The organism is Caenimonas sedimenti (assembly GCF_007833165.1).
GTDB lineage: Bacteria > Pseudomonadota > Gammaproteobacteria > Burkholderiales > Burkholderiaceae_C > Ramlibacter > Ramlibacter sedimenti.
The window spans coordinates 251364-266151 of sequence record NZ_VOBQ01000013.1 but is presented as its reverse complement, the minus strand read 5'-3'; the positions used below and the strand labels follow the sequence as shown (position 1 = coordinate 266151).

Sequence of the window (14788 nt, the reverse complement as noted above, 5' to 3'; positions counted from 1 at the left end):
GTGCTTAGCTGAAGGTCTTCCCTTCAGCCGCCAGCTTCGCCAGCAACGGCGCCGGTTCCCAGAACTTCGCGTCGTCGCGCGGGTTCTGCTGGAAGCGCTTCATGGCCTGCACCACGTTGAACAGGCCGACCTGGTCGGCGTAGAGCATCGGGCCGCCGCGATGGATGGGGAAGCCGTAGCCCGTGATGTAGACCATGTCGATGTCGCTGGCGCGGGCGGCGATGCCATCTTCCAGGATGCGCGCGCCTTCGTTGACCAGCGCGAACACCAGGCGCTGCACGATCTCCTCGTCGGAGATCTTGCGCGGGGTGATGCCCTGCTCCTTGCGGTAGTCCTCGATCATCTTCACGACCAGCTCGGACGGGATCGCGTCGCGCTTGCCCGCCTGGTAGTCGTACCAGCCGGCGCCGGTCTTCTGGCCGAAGCGGCCGAGTTCACACAGCTTGTCGGCGGTCCGGCTGTACTTCATGTCGGCGATCTCGGTGGCGCGGCGCTTGCGGATCGCCCAGCCGATGTCGTTGCCGGCCAGGTCGCCCATGCGGAACGGGCCCATGGCGAAGCCGAATTTTTCGACCGCGCGGTCCACCTGCGCCGGCGTCGCGCCTTCGTCCAGCAGGAAGCCGGCCTGGCGGCTGTACTGCTCGATCATGCGGTTGCCGATGAAGCCGTCGCAGACGCCGGAGACCACCGCCGTCTTCTTGATCTTTTTGGCCGCGCCCATCACGGTGGCCATCACGTCCTTGGCGGTCTTCTTGCCGCGCACCACTTCCAGCAGCTTCATCACGTTGGCCGGGCTGAAAAAGTGCAGGCCGACGACGTCTTCGGGCCGCTTGGTGAACGCCGCGATCTTGTCGACGTCCAGCGTGGAAGTGTTGGACGCCAGGATGGCCCCCTTCTTGGCGACCTCGTCGAGCTTCTCGAAGACCTTCTGCTTGACGCCCATCTCCTCGAACACCGCTTCGATGATCAGGTCGGCATCCTTCAGGTCACCGTAGTCCAGCGTCGTCTTGAGGAGCGCCATGCGCTGGTCGTACTTGTCCTGCTTCAGCTTGCCGCGCTTGACCTGCGATTCGTAGTTCTTGCGGATCGTCGCGACGCCCCGGTCAACGGCTTCCTGCTTCATCTCCAGCATGGTCACCGGCACGCCGGCATTCAGGAAGTTCATCGCGATGCCGCCGCCCATGGTGCCGGCGCCGATGACGCCCACCGCCTTGATCTCGCGCTTCGGAGTGTCCTCCGGCACGTCGGCGATCTTGCTGGCGGCGCGCTCGGCCATGAACAGGTGGCGCAGCGCCCGGCTTTCCGGCGTGAGCATCAGCGCCGTGAAGATCTGGAGTTCGTTGGCCATGCCGTCGTTGAACTTCATCTTCGTCGCCGCTTCGACGGCATCCACGCATTTGGCGGGCGCCGGGAAGTTCTTCGCCATGCCCTTGACCATGTTGCGCGCGAACTGGAAGTAGGCGTCGCCCAGCGGGTGCTTGCACGGGAGGTTACGCACCAGCGGCATGGGACGGACGTCAGCCACGGAGCGCGCGTAAGCGAGCGCCTCTTCGGCCAGCGACTCCGGCGAAGCGGCCATCTTGTCGAACAGCCTCTGCCCGGGGATCTGGGCGAGCATCTCGCTCTTCACCGGCTCGCCGCTCACGATCATGTTCAGCGCGACTTCCACGCCCAGCACGCGCGGCAGGCGCTGCGTGCCGCCGGCGCCGGGGATCAGGCCCAGCTTCACTTCGGGCAGCGCGACGTTCGTACCCGGCGCGGCGATGCGGTAGCTGCAGCCCAGGGCCAGTTCGAGACCGCCGCCCATGCAGACGGAATGGACCGCGGCCACCGTGGGCTTCGCAGAAGCTTCCAACGCCAGGATGACGGAGAGCAGGTTCGGCTCGGCACCGGCCTTGGGCGAACCGAACTCCTTGATGTCCGCGCCGCCGGAAAACGCCTTGCCGGCGCCGGTGATCACGATGGCCTTCACCGCCGGATCCGCATTCGCCTGGTCGAGACCGCTGGTGATCGCGGTGCGGGTGGCGTAGCCCAGGCCGTTCACGGGCGGGTTGTTCAACGTGATCACGGCCACGTCGCCGTGCACCTTGTATTCAGCGGTCATGCTGGTTTCCTTTGGAAGAAAAGAACGGTCGTACTATTTTGATGATTCTAAGGCGTGCGCGCGGTTCGAGATCCCCGTTTGTCGCGACCGGGACAAAGGCGCTGGAAGCCGAATCGCCAGCATCCGGCGCCCGCCTGGGCATGGTAGCCCTTGCGCCTCTAGCCGTGGGAATCGATGCGAACCGGATGGCAGAGCTTCGCCTTGAGGAGTCCGACCCCCCTCAGGTGCTCCTCCAGCAGCGAACGGACCTCGGGGTTCCCAGCCACCGCCATTCCGCACTTCGCCGCCAGCCACGCCCGTTGCAACAGCTCGGTGTGCGAGATCAGGACGCTCAACGATGCCACGGCGCAATGCGGCAGTGCGCTCGCATAGGCGCGCAATTCGTCCGCTGTCGCACTCACCTGCGAGTATTCGGCCGCATCCCACCAATGGTCGATGACGGCGGTGATCTCCGCTTCGTGTTTGTCGAGTGCGGCGAGCATCTGAAAAGCAACCGCGGATCGCGGAAAGCGTGAGCCGGACACGAGCGGACCCTCCTCTTCGAAACGACAGCCTACACCCAGCAGCCGTGCCGGTCAGGATGGCTTACGTGTTGCCACACTCTACGGGCCGGCCGACTTGCTCATCCGCGCGGCCCGCCTTCAGGCGTTGGGAGAAAGGCCGTCGGGGGCGGCCGGTATTTCGGGGTCTGCCCGGCTGATCAGCTGCCGGATGAGGCTTCGGGAAGATCCTAGACTTCGAGCCATTCCTTGCGGATGTAGGCGTCCGCGCGCAGCGTGTCGGGGGTGCCGTTGAACACGATGCTGCCGTGCCCCATCACGAGGGCCCGGTCGGAGATCGCCATCGCGATGGTCAGCTTCTGCTCGATCAGCAGCACCGAAACGCCCTTCGCCTTGAGGGTCTTCAGGTATTCGCCCACCAGCTCCACGATCTTCGGCGCGAGGCCCTCCGTCGGCTCGTCGATGATGATCAGCTCCGGGTCGCCCATCAGCGTGCGGCACAGCGTCAGCATCTGCTGCTCGCCGCCGGAGAGCACGCCGGCCTCGGTGTGCTGGCGCTCCTTCAGGCGCGGGAACATGGTGTACATGTCATCGAAGCTCCAGCGGCCGACCTGCTTGGAGCTCTTCTGGCCGAGCATCAGGTTCTGGTGCACGGTGATCTTGGGGAAGATGTCCCGGTTCTCGGGCACGTAGCCGATGCCCAGGTGGGCGATTTCGTAGGGCTTGCGTCCCTGGATCGGCTGGCCTTTCCAGGTGATCGAGCCGGTGTTCTCCACCATGCCCATGATGGCCTTGGCCGTGGTGGAGCGGCCTGAGCCGTTGCGCCCGAGCAGGGCAACGATTTCGCCCTGCCCCACTTCGAATTCGACGCCGTGCAGGACGTGGCCCTTGCCGTAGTAGGCGTGCAGGTTCTCGATTTTCAGCATGTCAGTGCCCAGCCTGTGCGTCGGCGACGGAGGAGCCGAGGTAGGCTTCCTGCACGCGTTGGTTCGCCCGCACGTTCTCCGGCGTGTCGAAGGCGATGATCTCGCCGTAGACCACGACGGCGATCTTGTCCGCCAGGCCGAACACCACGCCCATGTCGTGCTCCACGGTCAGCAGCGTCTTGCCGACGGTCACTTCCTTGATCAGCTCGATGAAGCGCCGGGTTTCTTCCCGGCTCATGCCGGCCGTCGGTTCGTCCAGCAGGATGACGTTGGCGCCGCCGGCGATGGTGATGCCGACCTCCAGCGCCCGCTGCTCCGCGTAGGTGAGGTTGATCGCCAGCACGTCCCGCTTCTTGTGCAGGCGGATCATCTGGAGCAGTTGCTCCGCCCGCTCGTTGGCGTCGTCCAGGTCGGCCAGGAACTTGAGGAAGGTGTACTTGTAGCCCAGGCTCCAGAGCACGCCGCAGCGCAGGTTCTCGAAGACCGAGAGCTTGGGGAAGATGTTGGTGATCTGGAAGCTGCGCGAGAGGCCGAGCCGGTTGATCTCGAACGGCTTCTTGCCGTCGATCCGGTGGCCGTTCAGCAGGACTTCCCCGCTGGAGGGCGCGAAGCGGCCGCTGATCAGGTTGAACAGCGTCGACTTGCCGGCGCCATTGGGCCCGATCACCGCGATCCGTTCGCCGGCATTCACCGCCAGGCTGCAGCCGCGGATGATCTCCGTCTTGCCGAAGCTCTTGCGCAGGTCCTTGAGTTCGAGTGCCGCTGTCACAGGGTTTCCCTACGCTTCATTTCTTTCTCGATGAATTCCTGGATCTCGCCCCATTGCCGCGAGAAGTGCCTGCGCGCAACCTCGAACAGGCCGATCCCGGTGAGCATGACGAATGCCGCGCCGAACCAGCTGTTGACGCCCTTGGCGTCGAGTTCGGCGCCGAGGAACTTCAGCTTGGGGCCCAGCGCCGCGTTCAGCTGCAGGTGGTAGACCATCTCGATCATCGCCGCGGCGCCCAGCAGCACGATCAGCGCCGTGACCGCCAGCGCGAGGTAGCTCACCCAGAGTTCCTTCAAGCGGCCGAACGCGGCCACGCGGAAATTCATCATGATCAGGCTGGCGATGCCGCCCGGCGCGTACATCACCATGAACAGGAAGACCAGCCCCAGGTATAGCAGCCACGCCTTCGTCAGCTCCGACAACAACACGAAGGCGAGCACCATCAGGATCCCGCCGATGATCGGGCCGAAGAAGAAGGTGGCGCCGCCCAGGAAGGTGAACAGCAGGTAGGCGCCGGAACGCGGCCCGCTGACGACTTCGGAAGTCACGATCTCGAAATTCAGGGTCGCCAACCCGCCAGAGATGCCGGCAAAGAAGGCCGCGATGATGAAGACGATGTAGCGCACCTTCTGCGTGTCGTAGCCCACGAACTCCACGCGCTCCGGGTTGTCGCGCACGGCGTTGATGATCCGGCCGAGCGGCGTGCGCGTGAAGGCGAACATCAGCCCGGTGCAGATGAAGGTGTAGACCGCGATCAGGTAGTACAGCTGGATCTGCGGCCCGAACGTGATGCCCAGGGGCTTGGGCCCGGTCACCCGGTTGGTGGAGATGCCGCCCTCGCCGCCGAAGAACTCGGGGAACATCAATGACGAAGCCCATACAAGCTCGCCGATGCCCAGCGTGATCATCGCGAAGGGGGTTGCCGCCTTCTTGGTGGTCACGTAGCCGAAGAGCACGGCGAAGAACGCCGCGGACAGGCCGCCCACGATCGGGATCAGGCTGACCGGGATCGGCCATTGGCCCTTGGTGACCAGGTTCAACGTGTGCACCGCCAGGAACGAACCCATGCCCGAATACACGGCGTGACCGAAACTGAGCATGCCGCCCTGCCCCAGCAGCATGTTGTACGACAGGCAGACGATGATCGCGATGCCCATCTGGCTGAGCATCGTGTGGGCCAGGCTGCTGCGGAACAGCATGGGTGCCACGAGCAGCACGGCCGCGAACAGGCCCCAGATGATCCAGCGGCCGACGTTGTGCGGCTTGAATTCGTAGTAGTTCTTGTTGGCCATCCTCTAGCCCTCCCGCGTTCCGAGGAGGCCCTTGGGGCGGAAGATCAGGATCAGCACCAGGAACATGTAAGGCAGGATCGGTGCGATCTGGCTGATCTTCAGCTTCCACAGCGCGAAGCCGAAGCTCTCCGGCGTGATGTTGATGCCGAACATGCCGACGGCGCCCATGAGTGAAGCATCCACGCCGACGGCGAAGGTCTGGATGATGCCGATGCCGAGCGAGGCCACAAAGGCCCCCGCCAGCGAGCCCATGCCGCCGACGACCACCACGACGAAGATGACCGAGCCGACGGTCGCGGCCATGCCGGGTTCGGTCACGAAGGCATTGCCGCCGATGACGCCTGCCAGCCCCGCGAGCGCGGCGCCGCCGCCGAACACCAGCATGAAGACCCGCGGCACGTTATGGCCGAGCGCCTCGACGGTGTCCGGGTGGGTCAGCGCGGCCTGGATCACCAGACCGATGCGGGTGCGTGTCAGGAGCAGCCAGATCGCGATCAGCATCAGCACCGCCACCAGCATCATGAAGCCGCGGTACAGCGGGAATTGCGTGCCGAACAGCGTGAACAGCGGTCCGCCCAGCTCGGACGGTACGCGGTAATCGGCGGAACTGGTGCCCCAGATCAGCTGCACCATCTCGAGGATGATGAACGAGAGGCCGAACGTGATCAGCAGTTCGGGCACATGGCCGAACTTGTGCACCCGCCGGAGCGCGTACTTCTCGAACATGGCGCCCAGCAGTCCCACCAGCAGCGGTGCAATGAACAGCGCCGGCCAGAAGCCGACCAGCCGCGTGGTGCTGTACGCGAAGTACGCACCGAGCATGTAGAAGCTGGCGTGCGCGAAATTGAGCACGCCCATCATGCTGAAGATCAGCGTCAGGCCCGAGCTGAGCATGAACAGCAGCAGCCCGTAGCTGATGCCGTTCAGCAGCGATATGGTGAAGAACTCCATCCGTGTCAGCTTCTCGTTCTAATGGCCATCAAGAGTGATGGCAGGACGCGCGAAAAAAAGCCGGGACGCAGCGACTGTGCCCCGGCCCGGTCGTTGCGGGGATCAGCCCGGCCGCTTCATCTGGCAGCTGGTGGGCGTGCTGGAGACATACGGGTCCAGCTGCTTGATCGGCACGAAGGTGTAGCCGGTCTTCTCGACGCTGTACTCGCCCGGCTTCGCCTTCTGCCACTTGGTGATGAACATCGGCTGCTGGAGCTGGTGGTCGGACGCGCGCATCTGCACTTCGCCGGCGAAGCTCTTGACCGACAGGCCTTCCATCGCCTTGGCGACGGCCACCGGGTTGGTCGACTTGGCCTTGGCCATCGCGGCCGACAGCAGCTGGATGCCGTTGTAGGTGGCGAAGGTGTAGTAGTCGTCGTTGAACTTCTTCAGGAACTCCTGGCCCATCTCGCCGAGTTCGCCCTTGTGGTTGGAATGCCCGTAGGCCACCACGTAGACCTCGCTGTCGCCGCCACCGGCCAGGGCCGTGGGCGTGCCGGTGACACCGGCGTAGTAGGTGTACAGCGGGATCTTCAGGCCGGCATCGTTCATGGCCTTGACCAGCAGCGTCAGGTCCTGGCCCCAGTTGCCCGTGAGCACCGAGTCCGCGCCGGACTGCTTGATCTTCGCGACGTAGGGCGCGAAATCCTTGACCTGGCCGATCGGGTGCAGGTCTTCACCGGCGATCTTGACGTCCGGGCGCTTGCGGGCGATCGCGTCCTTGAAGTACTTGGCGACCTGCTGGCCGTGCGAGTAGTTCTGGTTCAGCAGGTAGACGGCCTTGACCTTCGGCTGGTCCTTCATGAAGGAGGTCAGGGCCTCCATCTTCATGGACGTGTCGGCGTCGAGCCGGAAATGCCAGAAGCTGCACTCGGGCGTGCCGGGCTTCTCGGCGGCGTTGGTCATCGCCGGGTCCACCGCGGCGTAGTTCAGGTAGACGACTTCCTTGCCCGGATTGCGCTCGTTGTGCTTGTTGACGGCGTCCAGGATGGCCCAGGCCGCACCGGAACCGTTGCCCTGCGTGACGTAGCGGAAGCCCTGGTCGATGGCGGCTTTCAACGTGTTCAGGCTTTCCTGCGGCGACCCCTTGTTGTCGAAGCCCACCACCTCGAACTTGACGCCGGCGGCGTTCTTGTTGGAGAACCGGTCGGCGACGTACTGCCAGCTCTTCAGCTGGTTCTGGCCGACGTTCGCGAACGGGCCCGACAGCGGGTCCATGAAGGCGATCCTGACGGTTTCGCCCTTCTGGGCGAAGGCGGCGCCGGCCACCACCATCAGGGCACCGGCGGCAACTGTTTTCAGCATGAATTTCACGGGCTGTCTCCTACTTGAAAGATGAATCGCGACAGGGCGCAGGGTATAACCATTTGTGCAGCGCAGCGTCAGGGATTGCACCTAACCCGCAGCGGCGTTATCGCGCAGGCGACAGCCGTTTCGCAGTGCGGGTCAGGCGATGCACCACTGTGGCGGGTCAGGCGCCCGGCAAGCGGTAGTCCTTGAGCTGTTCGCGCAGCCGCGTCTTCAGCATCTTCCCGGTGGCGCCGAGCGGGATGGCGTCGACGAAGACCACGTCGTCCGGGACCTGCCACTTGGCGATCTTGCCTTCGTAGAACTGCAGAAGTTCCTCGCGGCTCACCTCGGCACCCGGCTTCTTCACCACCGCCACGATGGGGCGCTCGTCCCACTTGGGGTGGGGCATGCCGACGCACGCGGCCATCAGCACGGCCGGGTGCGACATGGCGATGTTCTCGATGTCGATTGAGCTGATCCATTCGCCGCCGGACTTGATGACGTCCTTGCTGCGGTCGGTGATCTGCATGTAGCCGTCGGGGTCGATGGTGGCGACGTCCCCGGTCGGGAACCAGCCGTCGACCAGCGGGTCACCGCCCTCGCCCTTGAAGTACTCGCGCACGATCCAGGGGCCCTTCACGAGCAGGTCGCCGAAGGTCTTGCCGTCCCAGGGCAGCTCGGTGCCCTGGTCATCCACGATCTTCATGTCGACCCCGTAGATGGCCCGCCCCTGCTTCAGGCGGATCTTCATCTGCTCGGCAGCGGGCAGATCCAGGTGCTTGTTCTTCAGGGTGCACAGCGTGCCCAGCGGGCTCATCTCGGTCATGCCCCAGGCATGCAGGACTTCGACGCCGTACTGCTCGCGGAAGGCATCGATCATGGCCGGTGGGCAGGCCGAGCCGCCGATGACGGTGCGCTTGAGGGTGGAGAACCGCAGCCCCTCGGGCTTCATGTGCGTCAGCAGCATCTGCCAGACGGTGGGCACGCCGGCGGCGTAGGTGACTTTTTCGCCCTCGATCAGTTCATAGACCGACTTGCCATCCAGCGCCGGTCCCGGGAACACGAGCTTGCAGCCGGTGAGTGCCGCCGAATACGGGATGCCCCAGGCGTTGACGTGGAACATGGGGACGACAGGCAGCACGGAGTCGCGCGCCGACAGCGACATCACGTCCGGCAGCGCTGCCGCATAGGCGTGCAAGGTTGTCGAGCGGTGGCTGTAGAGCGCCGCTTTCGGGTGGCCGGTGGTTCCGCTCGTGTAGCACATGCTCGAGGCCGAGTTCTCGTCGAAGGTGGGCCAGGCATAAGCGACGGACTGGCCGCCGATCCAGTCTTCGTAGGCCAACAGGTTGGGCACGCCGCTGTCCTTGGGCAGGCGGGCGGCGTCGCACAGGGCGACATAGGCCTTGATGCCGGGGCAGCGGGCATGCACCGCCTGCACCAGGGGCAGGAAGCTCAGGTCGAAGCAGAGCACCTGGTCTTCGGCATGGTTCGCGATCCAGGCGATCTGGTCGGGATGCAGGCGCGGGTTGATGGTGTGCAGCACACGGCCGGAGCCAGAGACGCCGAAATACAGTTCGAGGTGCCGGTAGCCGTTCCACGCCAGCGTGGCGACGCGGTCCGAGAACAGCAGCTGCATCCCGTCGAGCGCGTTGGCCACCTGGCGCGCGCGCCGGGCCACGTCCTTCCATTGGTAGCGGTGGATGTCGCCCTCGACCCGGCGCGACACGATCTCGCCGTCGCCGTGATGGCGGTCGGCGAACTCGATCAGCGACGAGATCAGCAGGGGACGGTCTTGCATCAGGCCCAGCATCGGAATTCCTCTTGTTTGAACTTCAGGGTGCGTGAATGGTAAGCCGCGCAGTGTGCGGCAGGGCGCCGCCACGATGCAACTGGTGTCGGCGAGTAGACAGAAACCCGGCTTGACGGCCGGCCTGGACTTCCGTGGAATGGGATGCGATGCAGGCCTGACCCGAAATCAGCAGTTCATCGGCCTGGATGCGGGGCGTGGTCGAGCTGTTCGAGGCGCATGGCATCGATCGCACGCGCCTGCTCGGGTACGGCACGACCAACGAGTTTGGGGCCGCCTGCAAGCGCTGGTTCACGATGGAGCCCGCCCGCTACCGCCGCTGGGTGCAGACGGGCACCGCTACTTCGTGAAGCGGCCATTGGCCCCGATGATGGTGAGCTCGACGAAGCGGGAACCTTGCCGCTGGTCCTTGCCGTAGCCGAGATCGAAGCCGCCGAAGCTCACATGCGCCATGCCTTCGGCGGCGGCCACCAGCCTGGCACGCGTCAGGTCGCGCCCGGCGCGGCGCATGGCCTCGGCCAGGACCTTCGCGTTGATGTAGCTCTCGAAGCTGACGAAGGAATACTCGCGCTGCCCGATGCGGTTCATCGCGGCCTGGTATTCCTTGGCCAGCGGATGCGCGTGGCTCCAGGGAAAAGGCACCACCGACGCCACCACCACCCCGACGCCATCCGGTCCCAACGCCCGGATGTTCGCTTGGGCGCCCATCACGGACAAGGTGTAGAACTGCATGCCGCGGCGCAGCTTGTTGTAGGCCTTGATGAATTCGAAGGTGGGCTTGCCCGCCGTGATGAGGATCACGGCGCCCGGGCGCGAGTCGTTCAGCGCGGCGACCGCCTGGCCGGCGTCCGAAGCGTCGGTCTGGATCGATGCCGCCGAATGGATCTTCAGGCCCCGCCGCTGCATGGCCGCCTCGACGCCGGCCATGCCGTCCTTGCCGAAGCCGTTCGCCTGGTGCACCACCGAAACGCGCTGGATGCCCACCGTGGCGAGGTGCTGCACCAGCTTTTCGGCCTCGTCGCGATAGCTCGCCCGCACGTTGAAGACCCCGGGCAGCACCGGGCTGCGTGTGACCTCCGCGCCCGTGAAGGGGGAGAAGAACGGGACGCCGGCGCGTTCCACCAGCGGCAGGATGGCCGCGCTGTTGGGGGTGCCCATCACGTTGAACAGCGCAAACACCTGGTCCTCTTCGACCAGTTGCTGCACGTTGCGCACCGTCTGGTCGACCTTGTAGCCATCATCGAGCGTGATGACCCGCACGCGCCGGCCATGGATGCCGCCGCGCTCGTTGACCCCGTCGAAGTAGGCCCGCGCCCCGTTGGCGATGTCCTGCCCCAGCTCGCCCAGCGGGCCGGTGAGGCCGATCGACTGGCCGACGACCACCTCGCGGTCGCTCACCCCCGGCTCGGCGGCGGCTGCCGCTCCCGCCAGGGCGCCAGCCAGTACGAGGCCCCATGCGCGGCGGCCGATTTTCCATGCGTCCATGTCTGTCTCCTTGTGGTCCGCGCCGATGGCGCGCGGCCGGAGCAGTCTGGAAGACGCCATTGACAATGCCAAAAGCTGTCGGTACACCGACAGCAGGTGTCCACGCGGCGACATGTTCGCGCCGCCGTCCTCTTCCGCCATGCTCCTTCACGACGTCTCCCGGCCCTCCGTGCAGTTCCTGCGGGCGCAGCCCTGGTTTGCCCCGCTCTCCGAAGACGAGCGGACGCGCGTCGCCGGCCACGCCTACACCCTGCAGGGAAACAAGGGCGACGTGATGCTCCACGCGGGCGAGGAAGTGAAAGGCTGGTACGCCGTGTTGTCGGGGCTGGTGAAAATCCAGAGCCAGTCGGCAGAGGGCCGGCTGGCCGCTTTCATGGGCATCCCCGCCGGCGAGTGGCTGGGCGGCGGCTCGGTGATGAAGCAGGAGCCGCGCCGCTATGACGTGATCGCGCTGCGCGAAACCGAGCTGCTCTGCTTGCCGCGAGCGGAGTTCGAGGCGCTGCGCGAGACCAGCCTGGCCTTCAACCATGCGCTGGCGGACCACCTGAACCTGCGGCTGGGCCAGGCCATGGCGATCATCGAAGCCGGCCGCATCCGGTCACCCGAGCAGCGGGTCGCACTGTCGCTCAGCCGCATGTTCTGGCACGGGCGCCGCTCGGTTCACCTCTCGCAGGAAGAGCTCGGAATCCTGGCGGGTCTCTCGCGCCAGACGGTTAACGGTGTCCTGAAGGACCTGGAGCGGCAGGGGATCGTCACTCTGGAATCCGGCCGGGTCGGCATCGCCGATGAGTCCCGGCTCATGGCCATGCTGGACGACCAGTAACCGTACGTCCCTGCGGACGCCCCGAAGCGGGGACAATCGGCGGATGTCCGAAACAATCGACGCACCGGCCGCCGCACCGGTGCTGGGCACACGCTGGGAACACGGCTTCGCCGCCCTCGGCCCTGCCTTCTTCACCGACCTGCGGCCCACGCCGCTGCCCGCGCCCTACCTCGTCAGCCGCAACGCGGCACTGGCTCGTTCCCTGGGCCTGGACCCTGCCCGGCTCGAGTCCGCGGAAGCCGTTACCGCGCTGACCGGCAACAGCGTGCCCGAAGGCAGCCGGCCGCTCGCGTCGGTCTACAGCGGCCACCAGTTCGGCGTCTGGGCCGGCCAGCTCGGCGATGGCCGCGCGATCCTGCTCGGCGGCATCGAGACACCCTTGGGTGTGCAGGAGCTGCAACTCAAGGGCAGCGGGCTCACGCCCTATTCCCGCATGGGGGACGGCCGCGCCGTCCTGCGCTCCAGCATCCGCGAATACCTCGGCTCGGAGGCGATGCATGGCCTCGGCGTCCCGACCACGCGTGCGCTGATGGTGACCGGCTCCGACCAGCCGGTCCGGCGCGAGGAGGTCGAGACCGCGGCGGTGGTGACGCGCGTGGCGCCCAGCTTCGTGCGCTTCGGGCACTTCGAGCACTTTTCGGCGCGCGAGCGGTACGATGAATTGCGCCAGCTCGCCGATTACGTCATCGACAAGTTCTACCCGGAATGCCGCGCGACGGAGAAGTTCACGGGCAACGCCTATGCCACCTTCCTGGAGCAGGTCAGCGAGCGGACCGCCGCCATGGTGGCGCAGTGGCAGGCCACCGGCTTCTGCCACGGCGTCATGAACACGGACAACATGAGCATCCTGGGCCTGACGATCGACTACGGTCCGTTCCAGTTCCTCGACGCCTTCGATCCGAACCACATCTGCAACCACAGCGACGATGCGGGACGCTATGCCTACAACCGCCAGCCCAACGTCGCCTACTGGAACCTGTTCTGCCTGGGCCAGGCCCTGCTGCCGCTGATTGGCGAGCAGGAGCTCGCGCTGGCCGCGCTGGAGTCGTACAAGACGGTGTTCCCGCGCGAGCTCGAAGCGCGCATGCGGGCCAAGCTGGGCCTCGCGGACGAGCAGCCCGGGGACCGCGAACTGATCGAAGGCGTGCTGAAGCTGCTGGCGGCCGGCCGGGTCGATTACCCGATCTTCTGGCGTCGCCTCTCGCACTTCGTTGGCGGTGCCGGCGTGGATTCCCTGCGCGACCTGTTCCTGGACCGGCAAGGTTTTGATGGCTGGCTCCGACTGTATGAGGCGCGACTGCCGGCAGACCGGCACGCCGCGGCAGTTGCGATGCTCAGCATCAACCCCAAGTACGTGCTGCGCAACCACCTGTGCGAGCTTGCCATCCGGCAGGCGAAACTTAAGGACTATTCCGGGGTCGAAACGCTGCTGCGCCTGGTCCAATCGCCCTTCGACGAGCACCCGGGGGACGAGGACAAGGCCGGCTTCCCGCCCGACTGGGCTGCCCACATCGAGATCAGTTGCTCCTCATGACCTTCCCGATCCAGAAAACCGACGCCGAATGGAAAGCCCTGCTGGACCAGAAGGGAGCCGAACGCGGCGCCTTCGAAGTCACCCGGCGGGCCTCCACCGAACGGCCCTTCACCGGCAAGTACGAAGCCGTGTGGGCCGACGGGAGCTACCATTGCGTGTGCTGCGGCGCCAAGCTGTTCGACTCCGCCACCAAGTTCGACGCCGGCTGCGGCTGGCCGAGCTTTTCCGAGGCGGTGCCCGGTTCCATCAAGGAGATCCGTGACATGAGCCATGGGATGGTCCGCACCGAAACCGTGTGCGCGCAGTGTGGCGCCCATCTCGGACACGTGTTCCCCGACGGTCCGACGGACACCGGCCTGCGCTATTGCATGAATTCCGCTTCGCTGGATTTCCAGGGCGAAGACCAAAAATCCTGAGGCCTGATGAAACTCCTGATCGACTTTTTCCCCATTGCCCTCTTCTTCGCGGCGTTCAAGATCTGGGACATCTACGTCGCCACCGGCGTGGCGATCGTGGCGACCATCGCGCAGATCGCCTGGCTGCGCTACTCCACCGGCAAGATCGAGCCGATGCAATGGCTGAGCCTGGGCATCATCGTGGTGTTCGGGGGTGCCACCATCCTGGCGCACGACGAATCGTTCATCAAGTGGAAGCCGACGGTGCTCTACTGGCTGATGGGCGGCGCGCTCGCGGCCGGCATGCTGTTCTTCCGCAAGAACTTCCTGAAATCGCTGATGGGCGCGCAGCTGGAGTTGCCCGACAACGCCTGGCGCACCATGAACTGGAGCTGGATCGGCTTCTTCGCCGTCATGGGCGTCCTCAATCTCTGGGTGGCCTTCAACTACGACACCAACACCTGGGTGAACTTCAAGCTGTTCGGCGGGCTGGGATTGATGGCGGTCTTCGTCGTCGCCCAGGCCGTGTACCTCGGGCGGTTCGTCAAGGAACCCAAGGAAGCCGGCGACTCGTGACGACGGGCATCACGGCAGAAGCCTTGCGCGCCCGGCTCGCGGAACTCCTCGCGCCCAGCCAGCTCGAAGTGATCGACGAAAGCGCTGCCCATGCGGGGCACGCGGGCGCGGCGCCTGGCGGCGGCACCCATTTCCGGGTGCGGATCGCCTCCCCCCGCTTCGCCGGCCTGTCTCCGGTGGCGCGCCATCGCCTTGTGTATGATTCCCTGCGCGATTTTCTCGAGCGCGGCCTGCATGCGCTGGCGATCGAGACACTCTGACCACTGAACACCCTCCTGTCCCCAAAGGGAAATTCCC

Annotated in this window: 15 protein-coding genes; 6 read left to right on the top strand and 9 right to left on the bottom strand. The window is 65.6% G+C overall.

Annotation, left to right across the window (positions count from 1 at the left end):
* Nucleotides 1-4: 4 nt before the first annotated feature.
* From FN976_RS17505 to FN976_RS17470, 8 genes are all read right to left on the bottom strand, one after another.
* Nucleotides 5-2104: a 3-hydroxyacyl-CoA dehydrogenase NAD-binding domain-containing protein gene (locus tag FN976_RS17505; RefSeq protein ID WP_145894326.1), complete on the bottom strand. Its 2100-nt coding sequence runs from the start codon at nt 2102-2104 to the stop codon at nt 5-7.
* 158 nt (nt 2105-2262) lie between these two features.
* On the bottom strand, nt 2263-2586 hold the full coding sequence (locus tag FN976_RS17500) for a hypothetical protein (protein ID WP_186510941.1): 324 nt from the start codon (nt 2584-2586) through the stop codon (nt 2263-2265).
* 248 nt (nt 2587-2834) lie between these two features.
* Nucleotides 2835-3530 (bottom strand): ABC transporter ATP-binding protein, encoded by a 696-nt coding sequence (locus FN976_RS17495; protein WP_145894324.1) that lies wholly within the window; start codon nt 3528-3530, stop codon nt 2835-2837.
* 1 nt (nt 3531) lies between these two features.
* Nucleotides 3532-4299 (bottom strand): ABC transporter ATP-binding protein, encoded by a 768-nt coding sequence (locus FN976_RS17490; protein WP_145894323.1) that lies wholly within the window; start codon nt 4297-4299, stop codon nt 3532-3534.
* Complete coding sequence (locus FN976_RS17485; RefSeq protein ID WP_145894322.1) at nt 4296-5591, bottom strand: branched-chain amino acid ABC transporter permease; 1296 nt, start codon at nt 5589-5591, stop codon at nt 4296-4298. Before FN976_RS17485 ends, FN976_RS17490 begins: the two co-directional genes overlap by 4 nt.
* Nucleotides 5592-5594: 3 nt before the next feature.
* On the bottom strand, nt 5595-6542 hold the full coding sequence (locus FN976_RS17480; RefSeq protein ID WP_145894321.1) for a branched-chain amino acid ABC transporter permease: 948 nt from the start codon (nt 6540-6542) through the stop codon (nt 5595-5597).
* A 102-nt stretch (nt 6543-6644) separates the two neighbouring features.
* Entirely contained in the window at nt 6645-7895 is a 1251-nt protein-coding gene (locus tag FN976_RS17475; RefSeq protein WP_145894320.1) for a branched-chain amino acid ABC transporter substrate-binding protein, read from the bottom strand.
* 157 nt (nt 7896-8052) lie between these two features.
* On the bottom strand, nt 8053-9681 hold the full coding sequence (locus tag FN976_RS17470) for a 3-(methylthio)propionyl-CoA ligase (RefSeq protein ID WP_145894319.1): 1629 nt from the start codon (nt 9679-9681) through the stop codon (nt 8053-8055).
* 185 nt (nt 9682-9866) lie between these two features.
* On the opposite strand from FN976_RS17470, the gene FN976_RS28915 reads away from it, so the two are divergent.
* Entirely contained in the window at nt 9867-10028 is a 162-nt protein-coding gene (locus FN976_RS28915) for a hypothetical protein (protein WP_186510939.1), read from the top strand.
* Here FN976_RS28915 and FN976_RS17465 read toward each other — a convergent pair.
* The gene (locus tag FN976_RS17465) at nt 10018-11163 is read right to left on the bottom strand and encodes an ABC transporter substrate-binding protein (RefSeq protein WP_186510938.1); all 1146 of its coding nucleotides are present in this window, start codon (nt 11161-11163) and stop codon (nt 10018-10020) included. The genes FN976_RS28915 and FN976_RS17465 overlap by 11 nt on opposite strands.
* Nucleotides 11164-11302: 139 nt before the next feature.
* On the opposite strand from FN976_RS17465, the gene FN976_RS17460 reads away from it, so the two are divergent.
* The 5 genes from FN976_RS17460 to FN976_RS17440 are packed head-to-tail and all read left to right on the top strand — an operon-like array spanning nt 11303 to nt 14751.
* Nucleotides 11303-11986 (top strand): Crp/Fnr family transcriptional regulator, encoded by a 684-nt coding sequence (locus tag FN976_RS17460; protein WP_145894317.1) that lies wholly within the window; start codon nt 11303-11305, stop codon nt 11984-11986.
* Nucleotides 11987-12029: 43 nt separating this feature from the next.
* On the top strand, nt 12030-13520 hold the full coding sequence (locus FN976_RS17455; RefSeq protein ID WP_145894316.1) for a protein adenylyltransferase SelO: 1491 nt from the start codon (nt 12030-12032) through the stop codon (nt 13518-13520).
* Nucleotides 13517-13936 (top strand): peptide-methionine (R)-S-oxide reductase MsrB, encoded by a 420-nt coding sequence (gene msrB, locus FN976_RS17450; protein ID WP_145894315.1) that lies wholly within the window; start codon nt 13517-13519, stop codon nt 13934-13936. Before FN976_RS17455 ends, msrB begins: the two co-directional genes overlap by 4 nt.
* 6 nt (nt 13937-13942) lie before the next feature.
* The gene (locus tag FN976_RS17445; protein WP_145894314.1) at nt 13943-14491 is read left to right on the top strand and encodes a septation protein A; all 549 of its coding nucleotides are present in this window, start codon (nt 13943-13945) and stop codon (nt 14489-14491) included.
* Nucleotides 14488-14751, top strand: coding sequence for a BolA family protein (locus FN976_RS17440; RefSeq protein ID WP_145894313.1), 264 nt, complete (start codon nt 14488-14490; stop codon nt 14749-14751). Before FN976_RS17445 ends, FN976_RS17440 begins: the two co-directional genes overlap by 4 nt.
* Nucleotides 14752-14788 lie beyond the last annotated feature (37 nt).

What these genes read in the sequence shown, in the direction of transcription:
- FN976_RS17455 (WP_145894316.1), top strand. Translation starts at nt 12,030, where the DNA reads ATGTCCGAAACAATCGACGCACCGGCCGCCGCACCGGTGCTGGGCACA.
- FN976_RS17505 (WP_145894326.1), bottom strand. Translation starts at nt 2,104, where the DNA reads ATGACCGCTGAATACAAGGTGCACGGCGACGTGGCCGTGATCACGTTG.
- FN976_RS28915 (WP_186510939.1), top strand. Translation starts at nt 9,867, where the DNA reads ATGCGGGGCGTGGTCGAGCTGTTCGAGGCGCATGGCATCGATCGCACG.
- FN976_RS17485 (WP_145894322.1), bottom strand. Translation starts at nt 5,591, where the DNA reads ATGGCCAACAAGAACTACTACGAATTCAAGCCGCACAACGTCGGCCGC.
- FN976_RS17495 (WP_145894324.1), bottom strand. Translation starts at nt 3,530, where the DNA reads ATGCTGAAAATCGAGAACCTGCACGCCTACTACGGCAAGGGCCACGTC.
- FN976_RS17500 (WP_186510941.1), bottom strand. Translation starts at nt 2,586, where the DNA reads ATGCTCGCCGCACTCGACAAACACGAAGCGGAGATCACCGCCGTCATC.
- FN976_RS17480 (WP_145894321.1), bottom strand. Translation starts at nt 6,542, where the DNA reads ATGGAGTTCTTCACCATATCGCTGCTGAACGGCATCAGCTACGGGCTG.
- FN976_RS17465 (WP_186510938.1), bottom strand. Translation starts at nt 11,163, where the DNA reads ATGGACGCATGGAAAATCGGCCGCCGCGCATGGGGCCTCGTACTGGCT.
- msrB (WP_145894315.1), top strand. Translation starts at nt 13,517, where the DNA reads ATGACCTTCCCGATCCAGAAAACCGACGCCGAATGGAAAGCCCTGCTG.
- FN976_RS17470 (WP_145894319.1), bottom strand. Translation starts at nt 9,681, where the DNA reads ATGCTGGGCCTGATGCAAGACCGTCCCCTGCTGATCTCGTCGCTGATC.
- FN976_RS17460 (WP_145894317.1), top strand. Translation starts at nt 11,303, where the DNA reads ATGCTCCTTCACGACGTCTCCCGGCCCTCCGTGCAGTTCCTGCGGGCG.
- FN976_RS17445 (WP_145894314.1), top strand. Translation starts at nt 13,943, where the DNA reads ATGAAACTCCTGATCGACTTTTTCCCCATTGCCCTCTTCTTCGCGGCG.